The sequence below is a fragment of the Pantoea sp. NPDC088449 genome (genome assembly GCF_044753225.1).
Taxonomy (GTDB): Bacteria; Pseudomonadota; Gammaproteobacteria; order Enterobacterales; family Enterobacteriaceae; genus Pantoea; species Pantoea floridensis.
Window position 1 is genome coordinate 476795 of the sequence record NZ_JBIVMT010000001.1, and the last position, 21290, is coordinate 498084.

A 21290-nucleotide genomic window follows, 5' to 3' on the forward strand; every position below is an offset into this window, starting at 1 on the left:
CCGAGCCAAAACATGCATAGGGCAGCGTCTCCCTCTCCCGCAAGCGGGAGAGGGAACCGATCGAGCCAAAACATGCATAGGGCAGCGTCTCCCTCTCCCAGTGGGAGAGGGCCGGGGTGAGGGCATCAAACCGCGGAGGATAACCTTTCAACCCGCTCAATCGCCGCCAGCAAACGCGCCTCTGTCACCGCTTCGGCCATATTCGCCATATCCGGCGCGTGCACCGATTCACGTACAATCAGCGCCAGCTCACGCTCATCCAGTTCTGCAATCTCGCCCAGCGTCAGCGGCACGCCGCAGTCGCGCGCCAGGCGCATCTCATCCAGCACCTCTTCATCCGCGCGGTGCTCCAGCGCCAGCAAGCACAGGTTGCCGAAGCCCACCAGCAAACCGTGGCCAAATTCACGCGTTTTATCGCAGAAGGTGAAGCCTTCATAAATCGCATGCGAAGCCGCCGCGTGCGCGCCGTTGCTCATCAGCGAGGTCAATCCCGCCCAGGTAAAAATCGCATCCAGCACCTGATCCAGCGACGCGCTGCTCTCACTGCGCTGTACTGCGGCATAGGCCGCTGGGCCGTGTTCCGCAATCACGTCATAACAGATTTGGCTGTGCGCCAGCGAGGATAACGCATTGCCTGCGCGCGCCGGATGACGTGCACTGACCGCGCGGAACTCGTACCATTTCGCCAGCGTATCGCCCAAGCCAGCCGCCAGCCAGCGCGGCGGCGCGTTGGCCAGCAGTTCGCTGTCGATAATCACTGCCGCCGGTGCCTGCGGCAGCGGGAAGATATCGAAGAAATTGCCGTTATCGTCATAGCGAATACTCAGCGGCGTCACCGCTGAACAGGTGGCGGCGATGGTCGGCAGCGTCACCACCGGCAAGCCGAGCTGCGCGCCGACCGCTTTCACCGTATCCAGCGACTTACCGCCGCCAACGCCAATCAGCACCTCGGCGTGCAACTCGCTGGCGATGGCGGCCAGACGATTGATGTGTGTGATCGAGGTTTCGCCGCCAAACCATTCCTGTGCCAGCAGCGTGACGTTGGCCGTCAGCAGCTGCGCGCGTACCTGCGCTTCTACCGCCTGCAATGCCTGATGGCCGCCAATCAGCAGCGCACGCTGCCCGAGTCCGGCGCAAATCGCGCCCAGTTGATTGATCACGCCCGCACCGCGCAGCACGCGCGCCGGAAACACCAGATTCTGTTGTGTCATCACTTGTTCTCTGTGTAACGGACGCCGGGCAACACGCACAGCATCTCATAAAGGATATTGGCCGCCAGCTGTGAGGTCATGCCGCTGAGGTCATACGGCGGCGACACTTCCACCAGATCGCCGCCCACCAGGTTCAGCCCACGGCAGCCGCGCACGATCTCCAGCCCCTGCATTGAGGTCAAACCGCCCACTTCGGGCGTGCCGGTACCGGGCGCCCAGGCGGGATCGAAGCTGTCGATGTCGTAAGAGAGATACACCGGGCCATCGCCGATGCGCGCGCGCACCTCGGCCATCAGCGGCGTCATCGAGCGATACCAGCACTGCTCGGCAGGCACCAGATGGAAGCCTTGATCGACGCCCCATTGGAAATCGTCGGCGGCATAACCCTGCGCACGCTGGCCAATCTGCACCACGCGTTGGCAGTCAAGCAGCCCTTCTTCCACCGCGCGGCGGAAAGTGGTGCCGTGCGCGATCGTCTCGCCAAACATCTCGTCGTTGGTATCGGTATGCGCATCAATATGAATCAATCCCATTGGGCCATGCTTCTTCGCCAGCGCGCGTAAAATTGGCAGCGTTAGCGTGTGATCGCCGCCGAGCGTTAAGGGAATAATCGGCCAGTTATTCAGTTCGGTATAATAGTTTTCAATGATATCGACCGATTTCAGCAGGCTGTAAGTGTTAATCGGCACATCACCGAGATCGCCAACGCGCAGCGAATCAAACGGCGCTGCGCCGGTGGCCATGTTGTACGGGCGAATCATCACCGAATCGGCGCGAATGGCGCGCGGACCATAGCGCGTGCCGCTGCGCTGCGAGGTGCCGATGTCCAGCGGGATACCGACAAAAGCGACGTCCAGATTGGCCGGGGACTCCACGGCGGGCAAACGCATCATGGTGCCGCGTCCGGCGAAACGGGGCATTTCATTGCCGCCTTGCGGCTGAGGGAAATCGGTCATCACGGGCTCCTGCGGCTAAGTGAAGCCCATCTTTACCCAGGCGTTGCGCAGGAAAAATCCTTGACAGCAGATAATCACTTCAGAGATTACTTAACTTTAGCCAGCAATCTCTGAAGGATAATCGGTGCAGACGCTTCCCAACCTTAAACTGCTGCAGGTGTTTGCCAGCGTGGTGGAACATCAGGGTTATTCACGCGCGCAGCAGGCGCTGAACATGACCACCCCGGCCATCAGCGCCTACATGAGTGAACTGGAAAGCCAGCTTGGTTTTATCCTGTGTCAGCGCGGACGCGGCGGCTTTACGCTCACCAGCAAAGGCGAACAGTTTTATCGCTACAGCCAGGAGATGCTGGCGACGCTGGCGGGATGGCAGCAGCAGGTAGAAACGTTGAAAAGCGCGCAGGGCGGCACTTTTTCCCTTGGCGTAGTCGATGCGACCGTCACCGACGGCACGCTGGATCTGCCCGCCGCGATTGCCCGCTTCAACCAGCGCTTTCCGGCGGTATTCTTTAATCTGAGCGTGCGCGATCCCAATGAGTTGCAGCAGCAGTTGCTGGAAGATCGGCTCGACCTGGCGATTGGTCACTTTCCGCTGCGCGCCAGCAATCTGGTCACCGTTCCGCTGTATGAAGAGCAGCATTGGCTCTATTGCAGCCCTGAACATCCGCTGGCTGAGGGCCATCCAGATGTGCGTACCGTGCAGCAAACTGGCATGGTGACGCGGCGTTACTGGAATCAGCAGGAGCTGAACAAGCGCGGATTCCGCCAGAGCAACGCGTCGGTAGAGAGCATCGAAGCGCAGCTGACCTTAATACTCTCCGGTCGTTTTATCGGCTATTTGCCCGAACACTACGCACGCGGCTGGGAACAGCAAGGCGCGTTATGCCGCCTGTTGCCGCAGCATTTCCACTTCCGCGCGCCGTTTTCCTTTGCTTTTCGCCGCGGACGTGCGCGCGAAATGCTGATCCGCGCGATGCGTGAAATTCTGAATCCAGCGCGAAAAAATAGCAGCGAAAGCTGACGCTGCGCCAATACTGTGTAAAAATACAGGCCAATTCAGCAAACAGTAATGAATATGGCCCTGACAGCAGCGATAAAAAGCCAGATTGCGCAATGGTATAAGGCGCTGCAGCAGCAGGTTCCTGACTTTATCCCGCGCGCGCCGCAGCGCCAGATGATTGCCGAAGTGGCAAAAAGCCTGGCCGGTGACGAGGGGCGCCATCTGGCGATTGAAGCCCCAACCGGCGTGGGTAAAACGCTGTCTTACCTGATTCCCGGCATTGCGGTGAGTCGCGCCGAAGAAAAGCGCCTGGTGATCAGCACCGCCAATGTGGCATTGCAGGACCAAATCTTCAGCAAGGATCTGCCGCTGTTGAAGAAAATCATTCCCGATCTCACCTTCACCGCCGCCTTTGGCCGCGGACGCTATGTGTGCCCGCGTAATCTTGCGGCGCTGGCGGCCACCGAAGATCAACAGGGCGATTTATTGCTCTATCTTGATGAAGAGGCGGTGACCGGTTCGAAAGAGGAGCAGAAATTCTGCGCCAAATTAGAGAAACAGCTCAGTAGTTACCGCTGGGATGGCTTGCGCGATCACACCGATGTGAACATTGAAGACAGCTTATGGAAACGCCTCTCCACCGACAAAGCCAACTGCCTCGGCCATCACTGCCGCTGGTATCGCGAATGTCCGTTTTTCGTTGCACGTCGCGAAATTGAGCAGGCGGATGTGGTGGTCGCGAACCATGCGCTGGTGATGGCGGCGATGGAGAATGAATCGGTGCTGCCGCCGGCAAAAAACCTGATGCTGGTGCTGGACGAAGGCCATCATCTGCCAGAAGTGGCACGCGATGCGCTGGAGATGAGTGCAGAAATCACGCCGGGCTGGAGCAGTTTGCAGCTCGACCTGTTCGTACGGCTGGTGGAAACTATTATGGCGCAGTTTCGGCCAAAATCGCCGCCGCCGCTCACCAATCCGGAACGCCTCAAAGGCCACTGCGACGAAATGCGCGAGCTGTTGCAGATGCTTTGCGATGCCCTCAATCCTCTGCTGCCGGGCAACAATCAGCCGGGCGAATTCCGCTTTGTGCTGGGAGAGCTGCCCGAAGAATTGCTGACGATGTGCGCGCGGCTGTTCAAGCTTAGCGATGCACTGCGCGGCTTAAGCGAAGGCTTGCTTAATGAGCTCGGCGATCAAACCGGTAAAGCCGACATCATGCGGCTGCATAAAGCCATCATTCAGCTCAATCGCCATTTCGGCTGGTTCGAATCGATCAGCAAATTGTGGCGACTGGCGGCGATGGAGAAAGCCTCGAATGCGCCGGTATCGAAGTGGATCACGCGCGAAATCCGTGAAGGACAGGCGCATCTGCTGTTCCACTGCGCGGGCATTCGCGTTAGCGATCAGCTGGAAAAAATCCTGTGGCGCAAAATCCCGCACGTGGTAGTAACCTCGGCGACGCTGCGTTCGCTCAACAGCTTTAATCGATTGCAAGAGATGTCGGGGCTGAGCGAAAAAGCCGGCGACCGCTTTGTGGCGCTGGATTCACCGTTTAACCATATCGATCAGGGTAAGCTGGTTATCCCACAAATGCAGTTTGAGCCGCTGATGGCGCAGGAAGCCGAACACATCGCCGAGATGGCGCGTTTCTTCCGTCAGCAGATTGCCGAAGAGAAACACAAAGGCGTGCTGGTGCTGTTCGCCAGCGGACGCGCGATGCAGCAGTTTGTTAGCCACGTTACCGATTTGCGCTTGTCGATGCTGGTGCAGGGCGATCAACCACGTTCGCGCCTGGTGGCGCTGCATCGCGAACGTGTGGAAGCGGGCAAAACCAGCATTCTGGTCGGGCTGCAATCTTTTGCGGAAGGGCTGGATTTGAAGGGCGATCTGCTATCACAGGTGCATATCCACAAAATCGCTTTTCCGCCGGTGGACAGTCCGGTAATTTTGACCGAAGGCGAATGGCTGAAGAGCCTGAAACGTTATCCATTTGAGGTGCAGAGCTTGCCGAGCGCCTCGTTTACCTTGATTCAGCAGGTCGGGCGTTTGATTCGCAGCCACAGCTGCTTTGGCGAAATCGTGATTTACGATCGCCGCCTGCTCAACAAGGCTTACGGCAGTCGACTGCTGGCCGCATTACCGGTGTTCCCGATTGAGCAACCGCCGATGCCGGAAGCCAGCGGTGAAAAAGCAAAAAAACGCCGCAGTAAAAAAACCTAATTATCAATGTTGGCAGCCGCACTGCGGCGCGCCCTGGAAGCGGGAATGCCTGATGGAACTGAACAAAATCATTAAAGAGATTGGGCGTGGCAAAAATCACGCGCGCGATATCGATTTCGACACGGCGCAGGCGCTATACAGCGCGATGCTGGCGGGTGAAGTACCGGAACTGGAGTTGGGTGGCATCCTGATTGCGCTGCGCATTAAAGGCGAAGGTGAAGAGGAGATGCGCGGTTTTTACCACGCGATGCAGCAGCAGATGATGCCGCTGCAGGCGCCCGCTAATCGTCCAATGCCGATCGTTATTCCCAGCTACAATGGCGCGCGTCGTCAGGGCAATCTGACGCCGCTGCTGGCGCTGCTGCTGGTGAAACTCGGCTTTCCGGTGCTGCTGCACGGCGTGAGCGACGACCCGACGCGCGTCACCAGCGAAGCGGTGCTGGCGGCGCTGGATATCGCGCCCGTCACGACAGCGGAACAGGCGCAGGCGAAGCTGGATAACGGCGAACTGGCGTTTATCACTATCGACCATTTGTGCGCGCCGATGGCGAAACAGCTGTCGCTGCGCTGGCGCATGGGCGTGCGCAACAGCGCGCATACGTTGGCGAAGCTGGCCACCCCGTTTGCTGAGCGCGCCGCGCTGCGGCTGGCCAGCGTGTCGCATCCGGAATATGTGCCGCGCGTCGGTAAATTCTTTCAGGACATTGATGCACCGGCGATTTTGCTGAATGGCACGGAAGGTGAGGTGTATGCCAATCCGCAGCGCTGTCCGGCGATTAACCACATTCGCGGCGCAGGTGCCGAAGCGGAAGTGTGGGTTGAGCGCCAGCCGGAAGTGAGTGTGGAGCTGCCGGAAAGTAAAAGCGCACCGGATACCGCCGCGTGGATCAAGCAGGTGTTAGCCGGTGAACGCGCCGTGCCGCAGGCGCTGCGTTTGCAGCTGGCATGCTGTTTGGTGGCGACCGGTGAATCGGCCAACCTGGCGGACGCGGAAGCGCGTTTGCAATTGGCAGAGATTTAATCGAATGGATGTCGCTGCCCGGTGCGCATTAATGCGCACCCTACAGGTTTCGTAGGGGCGCCATTTATGGCGCCCAAAAGGCGTAATCATTGTTGTAGGGGCGCCATTTATGGCGACCGCGATCAGGTTTTCGCCAGCACGCGCTCCACTAACTGCTGCCAGAAGGTAATACCAATCGGCAGCAGCTCATCATTAAAATCGTAATGAGCGTTGTGCAATGGTGCGGACGGCGTCGCACCATCGGCACCCAGCCAGAAATAGGCGCCGGGGCAGGCTTCCAGCATGCAGGCAAAATCTTCTGATGCCATAGAAGGGTTAACCTGCCAGCTAACCTGCGCCTCGCCGAGCATATCCACGGCAACTGCGCGCACCTGCTCTGCCTGCTCGGCATGGTTGGCAGTAACCGGATAGCCGGGATACCAATGAATCTCGCCGCTGACGCCAAACGGGCGCGGCAATGTCGTCACAAAATCCTCAATCAGACCGCGCACGCGATTGCGCACGTCGGTCTGCAAACATCGCACCGTGCCGCGCAACACAATCTGCTCGGGGATAACGTTAATCGCTTCGCCACCGTGGATCTGCGTTACGCTCACTACCGCCGATGCCAGCGGCGACAGCCGACGCGACGGAATGGTTTGCAGCGCCAGAATCAGTTCCGCCGCCACCACCATTGGGTCGGCACCGCTTTCCGGCATCGCTGCATGGCAGCTTTTACCGTGCAGCGTAATTTCAAACGAGTCGAGTGACGCCATCATCGCATCAGGATTCACTGCCAGCGTACCCACCGGCATACCCGGCCAGTTGTGCATGGCGTAAACCGCATCCATCGGGAAGCGCTGAAGCAGACCTTCTTCCACCATCTTGCGCGCGCCGCCGAGATTCTCTTCGGCGGGCTGGAAGATAAAGTGAAGGGTGCCGCTAAAGTTACGCGTTGTCGCCAGATGACACGCCGCCGCCAGCAGGATAGCGGTGTGGCCATCGTGACCGCAGGCGTGCATCACCCCCGCTTGCTGTGACTTCCACTGGGGATCGCCTTTTTCGGTGATCGGCAGCGCATCCATATCAGCACGCAGACCAATTATTGGGCCGGGACCGTTTTCTAACGTGCCAATGACGCCGGTGCCCGCCAGGCCACGAAACACCTGTAATCCGGCATCAGCCAGAACGTTAGCGACCAGCTCGCTGGTTTGCTGCTCCTGGTAACCCAGTTCAGGATGTTGATGTAACTGACGACGCCAGTGCAGGGCGTTTTCCAGCAGGACAGCAGGCAGGCTCATAAGATAAGGCTCTCCATCAGCAGCAAGGGCTGCAAAATAATGTATTTACTGTAGTGGCAAGCGCATGGCGGCGTCTATCGTGGAGCGTAAGAATTTGGCTATAGGGTATAGCGGAATGGAATATAGCGAACGGGCTGTTACGCTCCTTCTCCCGCTTGCGGGAGAAGGCTGGGATGAGGGGAATGGGGCAATGTTCAGATAGTGCGTGCTGGCCCTCACCCTAACCCTCTCCCGCTGGCGGGAGAGGGGACTGATTGGAGAACGTGGGTTAGACGTTACTTCTGCATCGGCAGGTTTAAGTCATGCTGTTGCGCACAGGCCTGCGCCTGCTCGTAACCCGCATCCGCGTGACGCATCACGCCGGTCGCCGGGTCGTTCCACAGCACGCGACCCAAGCGTGCATCGGCTTCTTTCGTGCCGTCACACACAATCACTACGCCGGAGTGCTGCGAGAAGCCCATGCCGACGCCGCCGCCATGATGCAGGCTCACCCAGGTTGCGCCGCCTGCGGTGTTCAGCAGGGCATTCAGCAGCGGCCAATCCGACACCGCATCTGAACCGTCTTTCATCGCTTCGGTTTCACGGTTAGGTGATGCAACGGAACCACAATCCAGGTGATCGCGCCCAATCACGATAGGCGCTTTCAGCTCGCCGTTGCGCACCATTTCATTGAACGCCAGCGCCGCTTTATGACGTTCGCCAAGGCCGAGCCAGCAGATACGTGCCGGTAAGCCCTGGAAGGCGATGCGCTCCTGCGCCATATCCAGCCAGCGATGCAGGTTTTGATGGTCCGGGAACAGCTCCTTCAGTTTGGCATCGGTCTTGTAGATATCTTCTGGATCACCCGACAGCGCCACCCAGCGGAACGGGCCTTTGCCTTCGCAGAACAGTGGACGTATATAGGCCGGTACAAAACCCGGGAAATCGAAGGCATTCTGCACGCCTTCTTCCAGCGCGACCTGACGAATGTTATTGCCGTAATCCACGGTTGGCACGCCCATATGATGGAAATCCAGCATCGCCTGCACATGCACCGCCATGGCGGCGCGCGCGGCTTTTTCTACCGCTTTCGGGTTGCTGATGCGCTCAGATTCCCAGCGTGCTACATCCCAACCGATCGGCAGATAGCCGTTAATCGGATCGTGCGCCGAGGTCTGATCGGTAACAATATCCGGCTTCATGCCGCCCGCCTTGGCGCGCTTAACCAGCTCTGGCACGATTTCAGCCGCGTTGCCCAGCAGGCCAACAGAAATAGCGCGCTTCTCTTTATTCGCCTGATCGATCAGTTCCAGCGCGTCGTCGAGCGTGTAGGCTTTATGGTCGACATAGCGGGTGCGGATACGGAAATCGATACGCGACTCCTGGCACTCAATGGCTAACACGCTGGCACCGGCCAATACGCCCGCCAGCGGTTGTGCGCCGCCCATGCCGCCTAAACCGGCGGTGAGGATCCAGCGGCCGCGCAGATCGCTGGCGTAATGCTGGCGACCGGCTTCGGCAAAGGTCTCAAACGTACCCTGCACGATGCCCTGTGCGCCGATGTAGATCCACGATCCGGCCGTCATTTGGCCGTACATCATCAGGCCTTTTTTATCCAGCTCGTGGAAGTGATCCCACGTTGCCCAATGCGGCACGAGGTTGGAGTTAGCCAGCAGCACGCGCGGCGCATCGGCATGGGTGCGGAACACGCCAACCGGTTTACCAGACTGGATCAGCAGTGTCTCTTCCGGCTGTAATGCACGCAGCGAACGCAGAATTTGTTCAAAGCACTCCCAGTTACGCGCGGCTTTACCGATGCCGCCGTACACCACCAGATCTTCCGGGCGCTCTGCCACATCAGGATCGAGGTTGTTCTGGATCATGCGGTACGCCGCTTCAATCAACCAGTTGGCGCAGTGTAATTCATTACCGCGCGGTGCACGGATTTCACGGGCTACAGCCTGAGTCAAAGTTTCGCTCATCATCGATTCCTTAATTAACAGTCTTACGCTGACTTGGCAGCAGCGCGGTAAGGGATTGTGGCCAGACAGAATCGCTGGCCCACAGGCGCATAGATTCAATATCCGGCGCCAGTAAACGGTCGTGATCGAGGAAGGCCACTTTTTCACGGATGCGGCTCATCTCCTGTTCCAGCGTCGGCGAACTCTGCAGCGGGCGATGGAAATCAATACCTTGTGCGGCAGCCATCGCTTCAATGCCCACCACGGCTGCGGTGTTGAAACACATGCTGCCGAGGCGGCGTGCCGCATAGGTCGCCATGGAGACGTGATCTTCCTGGTTCGCCGAGGTGGGCAGGCTGTCAACGCTGCCCGGATGCGCCAGCGATTTATTTTCGGAAGCCAGCGCCGCCGCAGTCACCTGGGCAATCATAAAGCCGGAGTTGACACCGCCATCGTGTACGAGGAACGGCGGCAGGCCTGAAAGACCGGTATCCAGCAGCAGCGCCAGGCGACGCTCAGAAATGGCACCGATCTCGGCAATCGCCAGGGCCAGAATATCGGCGGCAAAGGCCACCGGTTCGGCGTGGAAGTTACCGCCGGAAATCACATCGCCGCTGTCACTGAACACCAGCGGATTATCGGAGGCGGCGTTGGCTTCAATCTGCAATACCCGTGCAGCGTGCGTCAGGTTATCCAGGCAGGCGCCCATTACCTGCGGTACGCAGCGAATCGAGTAGGGATCCTGCACGCGACCACAGTGGGTGTGTGAGCTGAGAATTTCACTGCCGGATAATAAAGAAGAGACGGCGGCGGCGACGTTGATCTGTCCCACCTGACCGCGTGCTTCATGAATCCGCGCATCAAACGGTTTTACTGAGCCCTTGATCGCTTCCAGCGATAGCGCACCGGCCATCAAGCCCGCTGCGAACAGGTTTTCTGCTTCAAACAGACCGCGCAGCGCCAGCGCAGTCGAGACCTGGGTGCCGTTTAGCAGCGCCAGGCCCTCTTTTGGCCCCAGCACGATTGGCTGTAAGCCAACGCGCGCCAAACCTTCGGTGGCGGGGATCAATTCGCCATTAACGCGCACCTGGCCTTCGCCCAGCAGCATCAGTGAAAGGTGTGCCAACGGCGCCAGATCGCCGGACGCGCCGACCGATCCTTTCTCCGGAATGCAGGGCATCACACCCGCGTTGAATAGCGCCAGCAGTGCTTCGATCAGTTCGATGCGCACGCCAGAATGGCCGCGCGCCAGGCTGATAATTTTGGTCGCTACCACCAGGCGTGCGACATTATCCGGCAACAAATCACCCAGGCCAACGCTGTGCGACAGCACCAGATTACGCTGCAGCTCCGCCAGCCGCGCCGAAGGAATCTGCGTCTGCGCCAGCTTGCCAAAACCGGTATTAATGCCGTACACCACGTTGCCGGATGCCACAATGGCATCAACGGTTTTATGGGCACGGTCAATGGCCGCACGCGCTTCATCTGCCAACGTAAGCGTCACCTTGCTCTGATAAATACTGCGCAAGGTCGCGAGGTCCACTTCACCGGGAATGAGGCGAATTTCCTGAACCGAACCTGACATGGTCTACTCCTGTCTATACAAGTGTGCTGGCAGGTATTGGACGCCGATACTTTGCGATGTAGCTGACCAATTTGCCGTGGATTGCGATGAGTGAAGCATAAGTGTCTAATCTTGTCTATACAAGTAGCAAGCGCTATGCCAGATTGATCGTATTCTGTGAAATGTGCCGCAATGCGCGATAACCGGCGAAACGGTAAACCGGCTGCACCAAACTGGATCGAAAGCTGCACCAGCGCTGGGCGCGCTGCACTATTGGATGTATATACATTTACGCCCTGAGACAGTAAACTTTAGACATTATTGGAAAAAGGAACAGGAAATGGCGGAGCAAACGGCAGTAGCACAGCTGGCTGCGGCGATGGGGGATGAACCCGCGCCAATTTACCAGCGGGTGAAGCAGGCGATCGTTAGCCAGATCCGTGAAGGTCACTGGAAAGCCAACCAGCGTGTGCCCTCTGAAAGTGAGCTGGTCAATGAGCTAGGCGTAAGCCGTATGACCATTAATCGCGCGCTGCGTGAGTTAACCAGCGAAGGTTTTCTGGTGCGGATGCAGGGAGTTGGCACCTTTGTCGCGGAGATGAAGGGCTACACCGCGATGCTGGAAGTGCACAACATCGCCGATGAAATTGCCCAACGTGGGCATCAGCATAGCTGCCAGATTTTGTCGATTGGGCAGATGAAGGCCGATCCGGAACAGGCGGCGGTGCTGGGCTTGTCTACCGGGCAAACGCTATTCCACTCGCTGATCGTGCATTACGAAAACGATCTGCCGGTACAGCTGGAAGATCGTTTGGTAAACCCGCTGGTGGCGCCGGATTATCTTAGCCAGGATTACCATCAGCTGACGCCCTATACCTATTTGATGCGCGTGGCGCCGCTGACGGCGGGTGAACATATTGTGGAAGCCGTATTGCCGGATCTGCGCCAGCGTAAGCATCTGGCGCTGGATGAGCACGAACCCTGCCTGCTGATTCGCCGTCAGACGTGGAGCGATAACAAGATTGTGACTTACGCGCGTCTGCTTTATCCGGGCTCGCGCTATAAGTTGCTGGGACGGTTTAGAGGTCACGGGTAAGCGCCACGAACAGCAGCCTGGCATCATGCGTTTGCGGTGCCAGCTGTAGCTTTTCATCCAGCCACCAAATCCCCTGATTCACTGCCAGCGTTTCCCCGGCTGGCGTTTGCCATGAGCCCGCTACCACCCACGCCACACCGTTTTCACTGCTGACCGCTGTTTGCGCAAGGTTGACCGCAGAGCGCCAGCTGCCGCGCCGCGTCATAATATTGAAGTCCTGACAGCTGCCGCTAATTTTGGCGTTAATCGCCCATTCACCGGGGAATGGCCACGGCTGCAGCGGCTGTAACCGCTGCTGAAGGTGGGCACTTTCCAGCAAGACGCTGTCGCCGTGCAGCAGGGTAATCACGCGATCAATGCCGGGGAAGGGGGAAAAGGGGCCGTCGGCGGAAATGGTCGCGATGCTGGCGCGCCACTCAAACTGCGCTTCGCCCGGCGGATAGCTGATAATTTCACGCGTCTCACCGCCGCCGTTGCGCCAGCGGCTCACCGGCAGCTGGTCATAGGCAAAGCGCGTTCTCATTGTAACGCCCTCATCGCTTCGGCAAAGTGCGCTGCCGCCTGGTGTTCTGCCGCATGATGGCCTTGATGAATGACCTGCTTGGCCGCCACAAATACGTCGCGAATCTGCTCGCGTTGCCCACCAAACAGCCAGCGATTCAGCAGCGAAGCGGTGCTAACGCTGCCGAGAAACGCATCTTCTGCCAGCACCAGCCAGTCGGCACGTTTGCCGATGGCTAATTCGCCAGCCTGCACGCCGCACGCCTGCGCGCCACCCTGCGCGGCTTGCTGCCACAGCAGATCGCCCACCGACGGCAGGTTCGGCAACGTAATGCGGTTGCGCCGACGATCGCGTAGTCGTTGGCCGTACTCCAGCCAGCGTAATTCCTCCAGCGCGCTAAGCGATACATGGCTGTCGGAACCAATGCCCCAGCGGCCACCGCGTGCGATGTACTCCACCGCCGGGAAAATGCCGTCGCCGAGATTGGCCTCGGTGGTTGGGCATAAACCTGCCACTGCGCCACTCGCCGCCATGCGCTCAATCTCATCGTCATCCAGATGGGTGGCGTGAATCAAACACCAGCGTTGATCGACATCGAAGCGATTGAGTAGCCAGGCCACCGGACGTTCGCCGCTCCACGCCAGGCTGTCATTCACCTCTTTTTCCTGCTCGGCAACGTGGATGTGCACCGGCACATCCTGCGGGCAGGCGGCTAACACCTCGTGCATCTGCGCTTCATCCACCGCGCGCAGCGAATGGAAACAGATGCCATGATTAAGCAGCGGCTTATCCGCGCTCCAGCTCGCCACGCGCTGCTGCTGTTGCAGGTAGGCCGCAGTTTGCTGGATAAAACGGCGCTGGCCGTCGCTGGCGGGCTGCGAACCAAAGCCGCTGTAGCTGTACAACACCGGCAGCAGCGTTTGGCCAATGCCGGCGGTATCGGCCGCAGCCATCAGGGCGAGCTGCATCGCATCATCAGCATAGGGTTGGCCGAGCGGATCGTGGTGCAAATAGTGGAATTCCGCCACCTGGCTGTAGCCACCTTTCAGCATATCGATGTAGAGATGGGTAGCGATAGCACCGACCTGCTCTGGCGACAGTCGCTGCACCATGCGATACATCAGATCGCGCCACGTCCAGAAGCTATCCTGCGGATCGCCCGCCACTTCGGCCAGCCCGGCCATCGCACGCTGGAAGGCGTGGGAATGCAGGTTGGCCATCGCCGGGATAACCGATCCAACCAAGCGCGTCGCCGTGCCGGGCTCGCTGTTGGGTGTAAGGTCAGTGATGTGTCCGGTCGCGTTGGTGGCGATCAGCACGTGTTCGTGCCAGCCATCAGCCAGCAGCGCGCGGGGGGCAAAAAAAGTTGTCATGGTTGATCCTCCATGGCGGAAAGTTGTATATACATATACATACTTTGATGCGCAGTGTAAATCGCCGAACGTGAAGGGGAGTGGGATGGCAGAAACGAAGCAGATCGACAGCCTGTGGCTGGGGGCCGACATCGTTACGATGCGTGACGGGCACTACAATCTGATTGCCGACGGCGCGCTGGCGGTCGATCAGGGGAAACTGATTTGGCTAGGGCCGCGCAGCGAATGCCCGGCGTTTACTGCACGCGAAGAGCATGCATTTAGCGGCGGCATCATCACGCCCGGTCTGGTGGATTGCCATACGCATCTGGTGTTTGGCGGCGATCGCAGCCAGGAGTTTGAGCAGCGTTTGAATGGCGTAAGCTACGCGGAGATCGCGGCGCAGGGCGGCGGCATTCTCTCCACGGTGCGTGCTACCCGCGCTGCATCGCAGCAAGAGCTGGTGGCGAGCGCGCGCTGGCGGTTGGATCGGCTGCTGGCGGAAGGCGTGACCACGGTAGAGATCAAATCGGGTTACGGTCTAGATGAAGCCAGCGAGCTGACCATGCTGCGTGCCATCCGCGAGCTGGCGGAAACGGTACCCGCCGATGTGCAGGCCACCTGCTTAGCCGCGCACGGTTTCCCGCCGGAGTTTAAAGATAACCCGCAAGGCTGGATCGATATCATCTGCCAACGCCTGTTACCGCAGGTGAAAGCCGAAGGATTGGCGGATGCGGTGGATGCATTTTGTGAGCATTTAGCCTTTTCGCCGCAGCAGGTCCGCGCGGTATTTGATGCAGCTAAGGCACTGGATTTTCCGGTGAAACTGCATGCTGAACAGCTGTCGGCGCTGGGCGGCGCGGCGCTGGCGGCGCGTTATGGCGCGCTCTCCGCCGACCACCTCGAATACGCTACCGAAGAGGATGCGAAAGCCATGGCGCAGCACGGTACCGTTGCAGTACTGCTGCCGGGCGCGTTTTATCTGCTGCGTGAAACCCAGCGCCCGCCGGTGGAACTCTTCCGCCAGCACGGCGTGCCGATGGCGCTGGCCAGCGATGCCAATCCGGGCACTTCACCGGCATTATCGCTGCGCCTGATGCTCAACATGGGCTGCACGCTGTTTGGTTTAACGCCGGAAGAGGCGCTGGCAGGCGTGACCTTGTGGGGGGCCAAAGCGCTAGGACTTCAGCAGTCGCACGGTTCGCTGGAAGTGGGCAAGGTGGCGAATTTTGTCCACTGGCCGCTGGCGCGTCCGGCTGAGTTGGTTTATTGGCTGGGCGGCGAACTGCCGTGCCAGGTTATTTATCGTGGAGAAGCGCAATGACATCTTTTCATTTCACGGCCGGTAAGATTCCGCTGCTGGTCAGCATTCCGCATGCGGGCATCCAATTAACGCCAGAAGTGGAGGCCGGATTGAGCGACGCGGCGCGCGGTTTACCGGACACTGACTGGCATATTCCGCTGCTGTATGACTTTGTCCGCGATCTCGGCGCCAGCGTGTTAATTGGCCACTATTCGCGTTTTGTCATCGATCTTAATCGGCCGGCGGACAATCAACCGCTCTACGCCACGGCCACCACCGGTTTGTATCCGGAAACATTATTCGACGGCACGCCAACCTTTGCCGCCGGTAAAACGCCGAGTGCCGAGGCGCGCCAGGGCTATCTGGACACGATCTGGCAGCCGTATCACCAGCAGCTGCAGCAAGAGCTGACGCGCCTGAAAGCGCAGCACGGTTATGCATTATTGTTTGATGCGCACTCCATCGCTTCGGTGATTCCGCGCCTGTTTGAGGGACGCTTGCCGGATCTCAACATCGGGACTAATGATGGCGTCAGCTGCTCCAGCGCGGCGATCGATGCGATTAAACACGTGTGCAATGCGCAGAAGGATTACAGCTGGATCGTTAACGGTCGCTTTAAAGGTGGCTATATTACGCGCGCTTATGGTCAACCCGAGCAGGGCGTGCAGGCGGTGCAGCTGGAACTGGCGCAGCTCAATTATATGGATGAGACGCCGCCGTTTGCGTGGCAACAGGATCGTGCTGCGCAGCTACAGAAGGTGCTGAAACCGCTGCTGCAGGCGTTTATTGAAGCGGGTAAAACGGTTTAAACACGCTCCCAACATCTGTAGGGTCGCCATTTATGGCGACCGGTTTACCCTGTGCGTCATCCAGACGGTCGCCATGAATGGCGACCCTACGTGCACCATAGTGATGCGCGCCTCGCCTCCTTGTAGTGCACTATTTACGTTCATCGCGTGATTATCCCCCTGATTTTGCGGCTTTGCTATTTTGGCATAGCGCTTGCTAGGTTGTATGTACAAGTAAAGACCACGTAGCGATTATGTTTTTTTATAGTGGCTGGCTCACAAAAAGCTTATGCCGACAATGATCTGCCGCACGCTAACTTGTATATACATGAAAGGTCATCTGCAAATTCACCTTCAGCAGAGACCGCCTCATTCGATTAATGACCAGGAGAAGCCGCATGACGCACCGCGCTCAGATTCGCCGTTTTTGCCTCACGACCCTGTTTGCCAGCCTGATGATCAGCGGCGTTGCTGCACAGGCTAAAGAGTGGAAATCGATCACTATCGCTACCGAAGGCAGCTATGAACCCTGGAACCTGACGCTGCCGGGCGGCAAGTTAGGCGGTTTTGAACCTGAGCTGATGGAAGATCTGTGCAAGCGCATGGGTGTTCAATGCAAACTGGTGGTGCAGAACTGGGACGGCATGATCGCCGGCCTGAATGCCGGTAAATATGACGTAATCATGGATGCGATTGTCATCACGCCAGATCGTAAAAAAGTGGTCAACTTCACCGCGCCTTATGCTTCAACGCCCGCCACCTTTATCACCACTAAGGACAGCCCGCTGCTGCCGGCCGATCACAACATCATCAAGCTGCATGACGATGAGAAAGAGATCAACGCAGCGATTGCCCCGCTGAAAGCGGCGCTGAAGGGCAAAACCATCGGTATCGCTTCCGGCACCGTCTACACGCCGTTTATTGATAAGTACTTTAAAGGTGATGCCGACGTACGCGAGTACACCTCATCCGCGGATGCCATCCTCGATTTGCAATCAGGACGTATCGATGCGGTGTTTGATGACGTCACTTTTGCGCAATCGATGCTGGCGCGCAAAGAGAACAACAACCTGATCTTCAGTGGTCCACAGCTCGGCGGCCCAATCTGGGGCGAGGGCGAAGCGATGGGCGTACGCATGGCGGATAACGATTTGAAAGCCAAACTCGATGAGGCTATTCATGCGGCGCTGGCTGACGGTACTGTCAAAAAGCTCAGCGAGAAGTGGTTTAAAACTGACGTAACCCCGTAAGTGAGGTGAAAGATGATGAGCCTGCTGAGTTTTGGTGCTGATGGCTGGGGCCGCCTGATCCTGAGTGCTGCCTGCACCACGCTGCTGCTGTCGCTGGCGGCGCTGATGATTGGTGCGGTAGTCGGTTCCGGGGTCGCGGCGGCTAAGTTATCACCTCAGCGCTGGCTGCGCTGGTTGGGTGAAGGCTATTCGGTGGTGTTTCGTGGCATCCCGGAACTGCTGGTGATCTATCTGTTCTATTTTGGCGGATCGGGCCTGATTACGCTGGTGGGACAGATGTTCGGCGCGGATGGCTTCATTGAAGCGCCACCTTTTCTGATTGGTGCGCTAGCGATTGGGCTCATCTCCGGTTCATATCAGGGGGAAGTGTATCGCGCGGCACGTTTGGCGCTGGCCAAAGGTGAAGTTGAGGCGGCCGTGGCGATTGGTATGCCGCGTTGGCGTATTGCGCAGCGCATTCTGCTGCCGCAGGTGGTGCGCTATGCGCTGCCGGGCATGTCGAATGTGTGGCAGATGAGCCTGAAAGATTCAGCGCTGGTATCGGTGACCGGCATCGTTGAATTGATGCGCGCCAGCCAGGTCGCGGCCGGATCCACGCGCGATTACTTCACCTTTTATCTGGTCGGCGCTGCCTGCTATCTGGTGCTGACATTAGTGTCTAATCATGCGTTCCGTCGGGCGGAATCGCGCCTGGGTCGTGCGTGGCAAAGTCGCACTGCGGCACAGCATTAAGGAGCAGCAGCATGATCGATTTCGCCTTTCTCTCCGACACCTTTCTCAAGCTCAGTGCGGCGCTGCCGGTGACGCTCGGCCTGTTTATCAGCGCCTTTCTCTGCGGCGGCATTTTGGCGATTGGCATTTTGTCGCTGCGCATGAGTCGCTGGCGGGTGCTGAGCGGCTTTGCGCGCGGCTACATTTTAGTGTTTCGCGGCTCGCCGCTGATGATCCAACTGTTTCTGATTTATTACGGTCTCGGCCAATTTGGTGTGATTCGCCATAGCTTTGTCTGGCCGTTCCTGCGTGAGCCGTTCACCTGCGCGGTGCTGGCGTTGTCGCTGTGTACGGCGGCCTATACCGCGGAAATTCTGCGCGGGGCGCTGCTGGCAGTGCCTGCCGGACAGGTGGAAGCCGGGCTGGCCTGCGGCATGTCGCGCTGGCTGCTGCTGCGCCGCATCATCGCACCGATCATGCTGCGCTATGCGCTGCCGGCTTACTCCACCGAGGCGATTCTGCTGGTGAAATCCACCGCGTTAGCCAGCCTCGTTACCGTTTGGGACGTTACTGGCGTCGCACAGCAGATTATTCAGCGCACCTATCGCACCATGGAAGTGTTTATCTGCGCCGCGGCTATTTATCTGATTCTTAATTTTATTATCGTCCAGCTGTACGCGCTGTTAGAGCGCCGTCTGAGTGCGCAACATCGTGCCGCAAAAAAGCCGTTGCCCGCCGTTAAACCGCTTGCCGGAGAGTAATATGCACCACACATCACCCGTTACCTTATCCGCCACCGATATCCATAAATCTTTTGGCGCGATGGAAGTTCTGAAAGGCATTTCGCTGCAGGCCCATAAAGGCGATGTCATCTCGATTCTCGGTGCCAGCGGCTCGGGCAAAAGTACCTTGCTGCGCTGCATCAACCTGCTGGAAACACCGGATGCCGGTGTGGTGAGCGTCGGTGGTGAAACCATTGAGATGAAACACCATGCGCGTGGGCACCGCCTGGCGGCGAATCCCAAACAGATTGAGCGTCTGCGCTCGCGCCTTGGCATGGTATTCCAGAGTTTTAACCTGTGGTCGCACATGACGGTGCTGCAAAACGTCATTGAAGGCCCGCACTTTGTTCTGAAACGCGATAAGAAAAGCTGCATCGCACAAGCGGAGCAGCTGCTGGACCGCGTGGGTTTGCTGAATCGCAAAGATTTCTACCCGGCGCAGCTCTCCGGCGGCCAGCAGCAGCGTGTGGCGATTGCCCGCGCGCTGGCGATGGATCCGGAAGTGATGTTGTTCGATGAACCGACTTCTGCACTCGATCCTGAACTGGTAGGCGAAGTGCTGAAAGTGATGCGCAGCCTGGCAGAAGAGGGGCGCACTATGCTGGTGGTGACCCACGAAATGGGCTTTGCGCGTAATGTCTCTAACCGCGTGGTGTTTATGCATCAGGGCACCATTGATTGCCAGGGCGCGCCGGAAGAGATGTTTGGTGAACAGGGATCGCAGCGCTTCAAGCAGTTTATCTCCAGCCATCATGGCGCGGAGCCGCAAGCATGACCGTGGTGTGGGGCGATGGCCCCTTAACGTGGCAAGAACTGGTGCAGGTGGCGCGGCACGATGCGGAACTCGGTCTGAGCGTCAGCGCCTGGCAGCGCATCGCGCAAGGGCGCGCTATTGTTGATGAGATTGTGGCGAGCGGCCACATCGCTTACGGCATCAATACCGGATTGGGCGCACTGTGCAACATCACGCTGCCGGAAGACCAGCTCAGCCAGCTTTCACGCAATACGTTGCTGAGCCATGCGTGTGGCGTGGGCCCGCTGCTAACGCGTGAACAGGCGCGCGCCATTCTGTGCGCGGCGATTGCCAACTACAGCCATGGCAAATCTGGCGTGTCGGTAGCGCTGGTGCAGCATCTGCTGGCGCTGCTGAATCAGCAGATTACGCCGCAGGTGCCGTCGCAGGGATCGGTCGGTTATCTCAGCCACATGGCACATATTGGCCTGGCGCTGATTGGTGTGGGTGACGTGGAGTATCAGGGCCAGATTATGCCTGCCGCGCAGGCGTTGGCAACAGCAGGGCTAACGCCCTATCGCCCCGGCGCCAAAGAGGGGTTGAGCCTGGTCAACGGTACGCCGTGCATGACCGGTTTATCCTGCCTGGCGCTGGATGATGCGGCGCGTCTACTTGATTGGGCGGACGTGACCGGCGCGATGAGTTTTGAGGCGTTGCGCGGACAGCTGGTGGCCTTTGATGCCGAAGTGATTGCGCTCAAAGCCAGTCCGGGTATGCAGCTGAGCGGCCAGCGCTTGCGCCAGCTGCTCAGCGACAGCCCGCTGCTGGCGGCAAGCGTGGGTATTCGCACCCAGGATGCGCTCAGCCTGCGTTCCATGCCGCAGGTACACGGCGCCAGCCGCGATCAGTTCGATCACGCCGCGCGCCAGATTGCTACCGAACTCAATGCCTGCACCGACAATCCGCTGGTGCTCGGCACGCCGGATGCGTGGCGCGTGGTGTCGCAGGCTAATCCTCACGGTGAATCGGTGGCGATGGCGGCGGATCTGCTGGCGATTGCGATGGCGGAAGTGGGCAGCATCGCCGAGCGTCGCCTCGATCGCCTGGTCAATCCTTTGGTTAGCGGCTTACCGGCGTTTCTGGTGGCGCAGCCGGGCGTCAACTCCGGCATGATGATTGCGCAGTATGTGGCGGCGTCGCTGTGTGCGGAGAACCGTCAGCTAGCGCAACCGGCGGTGCTGGATAACTATGTCACCTCCGGTTTGCAGGAAGATCATCTCAGTCTCGGTACCGGCGCAGCGCTCAAGCTGCTGAAGCTGCTGGGCAATGTGTGGCAGATTCTGGCGATTGAGTATCTGCTGGCGGCGCAGGCGCTGGATTTCCACGGTGAAGCGCAGCTGGCGCAGGGTACGGCGCAGGCCCTACGCCGCCTGCGCGCGGTGGTCGCTAACTGGCAGGAAGATCGCTGGCTGGCACCGGAGATCGCGCGCGCGGTAGCGGTGTTGAAAAACGGGTTGTAACGCGTGGTTTTTAAGGCGGCCGCCATCAATGGCGACCCTACAAACCGCATGAGCCCATCGT

At 58.8% G+C, this 21290-nt stretch carries 18 protein-coding genes; 11 read left to right on the forward strand and 7 right to left on the reverse strand.

The window, feature by feature from the left end:
* Positions 1–125 precede the first annotated feature (125 nt).
* Both ACIP6T_RS02295 and speB read right to left on the reverse strand, forming a co-directional pair.
* Entirely contained in the window at positions 126–1211 is a 1086-nt protein-coding gene (locus tag ACIP6T_RS02295) for an iron-containing alcohol dehydrogenase family protein (RefSeq protein WP_345827024.1), read from the reverse strand.
* On the reverse strand, positions 1211–2167 hold the full coding sequence (gene speB, locus ACIP6T_RS02300) for an agmatinase (RefSeq protein ID WP_400455162.1): 957 nt from the start codon (positions 2165–2167) through the stop codon (positions 1211–1213). Before speB ends, ACIP6T_RS02295 begins: the two co-directional genes overlap by 1 nt.
* A gap of 124 nt (positions 2168–2291) precedes the next feature.
* Between speB and ACIP6T_RS02305 the strand changes: the two genes are divergently transcribed.
* The 3 genes from ACIP6T_RS02305 to ybiB are packed head-to-tail and all read left to right on the forward strand — an operon-like array spanning position 2292 to position 6408.
* The gene (locus ACIP6T_RS02305; protein WP_345827022.1) at positions 2292–3188 is read left to right on the forward strand and encodes a LysR family transcriptional regulator; all 897 of its coding nucleotides are present in this window, start codon (positions 2292–2294) and stop codon (positions 3186–3188) included.
* A 54-nt stretch (positions 3189–3242) separates the two neighbouring features.
* Positions 3243–5387 (forward strand): ATP-dependent DNA helicase DinG, encoded by a 2145-nt coding sequence (gene dinG, locus ACIP6T_RS02310; protein ID WP_097097564.1) that lies wholly within the window; start codon positions 3243–3245, stop codon positions 5385–5387.
* A gap of 52 nt (positions 5388–5439) precedes the next feature.
* Entirely contained in the window at positions 5440–6408 is a 969-nt protein-coding gene (ybiB, locus tag ACIP6T_RS02315; protein ID WP_400455165.1) for a DNA-binding protein YbiB, read from the forward strand.
* Positions 6409–6530: 122 nt separating this feature from the next.
* On the opposite strand, the gene ACIP6T_RS02320 is transcribed toward ybiB, so the two are convergent.
* The 3 genes from ACIP6T_RS02320 to hutH (ACIP6T_RS02330) all read right to left on the reverse strand — a co-directional run bounded on the left by ACIP6T_RS02320 (position 6531) and on the right by hutH (ACIP6T_RS02330) (position 11213).
* Positions 6531–7688 (reverse strand): M20 aminoacylase family protein, encoded by a 1158-nt coding sequence (locus ACIP6T_RS02320; RefSeq protein WP_097094464.1) that lies wholly within the window; start codon positions 7686–7688, stop codon positions 6531–6533.
* Between the two features lie 275 nt (positions 7689–7963).
* The gene (gene hutU / locus ACIP6T_RS02325) at positions 7964–9649 is read right to left on the reverse strand and encodes a urocanate hydratase (protein ID WP_345827019.1); all 1686 of its coding nucleotides are present in this window, start codon (positions 9647–9649) and stop codon (positions 7964–7966) included.
* A gap of 10 nt (positions 9650–9659) precedes the next feature.
* Positions 9660–11213: a histidine ammonia-lyase gene (gene hutH / locus ACIP6T_RS02330; RefSeq protein ID WP_400455167.1), complete on the reverse strand. Its 1554-nt coding sequence runs from the start codon at positions 11211–11213 to the stop codon at positions 9660–9662.
* Between the two features lie 319 nt (positions 11214–11532).
* On the opposite strand from hutH (ACIP6T_RS02330), the gene hutC reads away from it, so the two are divergent.
* Positions 11533–12288 carry a histidine utilization repressor gene (hutC, locus tag ACIP6T_RS02335; RefSeq protein WP_097094461.1) on the forward strand — a complete coding sequence of 252 codons (756 nt, stop codon included), beginning with the start codon at positions 11533–11535 and terminating at the stop codon, positions 12286–12288.
* On the opposite strand, the gene ACIP6T_RS02340 is transcribed toward hutC, so the two are convergent.
* Together ACIP6T_RS02340 and ACIP6T_RS02345 are read right to left on the reverse strand one after the other, a co-directional pair.
* Positions 12272–12811 (reverse strand): HutD family protein, encoded by a 540-nt coding sequence (locus ACIP6T_RS02340; RefSeq protein WP_400455169.1) that lies wholly within the window; start codon positions 12809–12811, stop codon positions 12272–12274. The two genes, hutC and ACIP6T_RS02340, sit on opposite strands and share 17 nt — an antisense overlap.
* The gene (locus ACIP6T_RS02345) at positions 12808–14163 is read right to left on the reverse strand and encodes a formimidoylglutamate deiminase (RefSeq protein WP_400455172.1); all 1356 of its coding nucleotides are present in this window, start codon (positions 14161–14163) and stop codon (positions 12808–12810) included. Before ACIP6T_RS02345 ends, ACIP6T_RS02340 begins: the two co-directional genes overlap by 4 nt.
* A gap of 85 nt (positions 14164–14248) precedes the next feature.
* Here ACIP6T_RS02345 and hutI point away from each other — a divergent pair, with 85 nt between their 5' ends.
* The 7 genes from hutI (at position 14249) to hutH (ACIP6T_RS02380) (ending at position 21229) form a co-directional block, all read left to right on the forward strand.
* Positions 14249–15466, forward strand: coding sequence for an imidazolonepropionase (hutI, locus tag ACIP6T_RS02350; protein ID WP_345827015.1), 1218 nt, complete (start codon positions 14249–14251; stop codon positions 15464–15466).
* Entirely contained in the window at positions 15463–16254 is a 792-nt protein-coding gene (hutG, locus tag ACIP6T_RS02355) for an N-formylglutamate deformylase (RefSeq protein ID WP_097094457.1), read from the forward strand. The genes hutI and hutG overlap by 4 nt, the downstream gene beginning before the upstream one ends.
* A gap of 377 nt (positions 16255–16631) precedes the next feature.
* Complete coding sequence (locus tag ACIP6T_RS02360; protein ID WP_400455174.1) at positions 16632–17483, forward strand: transporter substrate-binding domain-containing protein; 852 nt, start codon at positions 16632–16634, stop codon at positions 17481–17483.
* A 12-nt stretch (positions 17484–17495) separates the two neighbouring features.
* A complete protein-coding gene (locus ACIP6T_RS02365; protein WP_400455176.1) occupies positions 17496–18215 on the forward strand; it encodes an ABC transporter permease in 720 nt (239 codons plus the stop codon).
* An 11-nt stretch (positions 18216–18226) separates the two neighbouring features.
* A complete protein-coding gene (locus tag ACIP6T_RS02370; protein WP_097094454.1) occupies positions 18227–18955 on the forward strand; it encodes an ABC transporter permease in 729 nt (242 codons plus the stop codon).
* Between the two features lies 1 nt (position 18956).
* Complete coding sequence (locus ACIP6T_RS02375) at positions 18957–19751, forward strand: ABC transporter ATP-binding protein (protein ID WP_097094453.1); 795 nt, start codon at positions 18957–18959, stop codon at positions 19749–19751.
* On the forward strand, positions 19748–21229 hold the full coding sequence (hutH, locus tag ACIP6T_RS02380) for a histidine ammonia-lyase (RefSeq protein WP_400455178.1): 1482 nt from the start codon (positions 19748–19750) through the stop codon (positions 21227–21229). The genes ACIP6T_RS02375 and hutH (ACIP6T_RS02380) overlap by 4 nt, the downstream gene beginning before the upstream one ends.
* Positions 21230–21290 lie beyond the last annotated feature (61 nt).

Coding starts and splice junctions, on each gene's coding strand:
- ACIP6T_RS02295 (WP_345827024.1), bottom strand. CDS start 1,211: ATGACACAACAGAATCTGGTGTTTCCGGCGCGCGTGCTGCGCGGTGCG.
- ACIP6T_RS02340 (WP_400455169.1), bottom strand. CDS start 12,811: ATGAGAACGCGCTTTGCCTATGACCAGCTGCCGGTGAGCCGCTGGCGC.
- ybiB (WP_400455165.1), top strand. CDS start 5,440: ATGGAACTGAACAAAATCATTAAAGAGATTGGGCGTGGCAAAAATCAC.
- hutH (WP_400455178.1), top strand. CDS start 19,748: ATGACCGTGGTGTGGGGCGATGGCCCCTTAACGTGGCAAGAACTGGTG.
- hutH (WP_400455167.1), bottom strand. CDS start 11,213: ATGTCAGGTTCGGTTCAGGAAATTCGCCTCATTCCCGGTGAAGTGGAC.
- ACIP6T_RS02360 (WP_400455174.1), top strand. CDS start 16,632: ATGACGCACCGCGCTCAGATTCGCCGTTTTTGCCTCACGACCCTGTTT.
- hutU (WP_345827019.1), bottom strand. CDS start 9,649: ATGAGCGAAACTTTGACTCAGGCTGTAGCCCGTGAAATCCGTGCACCG.
- hutC (WP_097094461.1), top strand. CDS start 11,533: ATGGCGGAGCAAACGGCAGTAGCACAGCTGGCTGCGGCGATGGGGGAT.
- hutG (WP_097094457.1), top strand. CDS start 15,463: ATGACATCTTTTCATTTCACGGCCGGTAAGATTCCGCTGCTGGTCAGC.
- ACIP6T_RS02365 (WP_400455176.1), top strand. CDS start 17,496: ATGATGAGCCTGCTGAGTTTTGGTGCTGATGGCTGGGGCCGCCTGATC.
- ACIP6T_RS02370 (WP_097094454.1), top strand. CDS start 18,227: ATGATCGATTTCGCCTTTCTCTCCGACACCTTTCTCAAGCTCAGTGCG.
- ACIP6T_RS02320 (WP_097094464.1), bottom strand. CDS start 7,688: ATGAGCCTGCCTGCTGTCCTGCTGGAAAACGCCCTGCACTGGCGTCGT.
- hutI (WP_345827015.1), top strand. CDS start 14,249: ATGGCAGAAACGAAGCAGATCGACAGCCTGTGGCTGGGGGCCGACATC.
- dinG (WP_097097564.1), top strand. CDS start 3,243: ATGGCCCTGACAGCAGCGATAAAAAGCCAGATTGCGCAATGGTATAAG.
- ACIP6T_RS02375 (WP_097094453.1), top strand. CDS start 18,957: ATGCACCACACATCACCCGTTACCTTATCCGCCACCGATATCCATAAA.
- ACIP6T_RS02345 (WP_400455172.1), bottom strand. CDS start 14,163: ATGACAACTTTTTTTGCCCCCCGCGCGCTGCTGGCTGATGGCTGGCAC.
- speB (WP_400455162.1), bottom strand. CDS start 2,167: ATGACCGATTTCCCTCAGCCGCAAGGCGGCAATGAAATGCCCCGTTTC.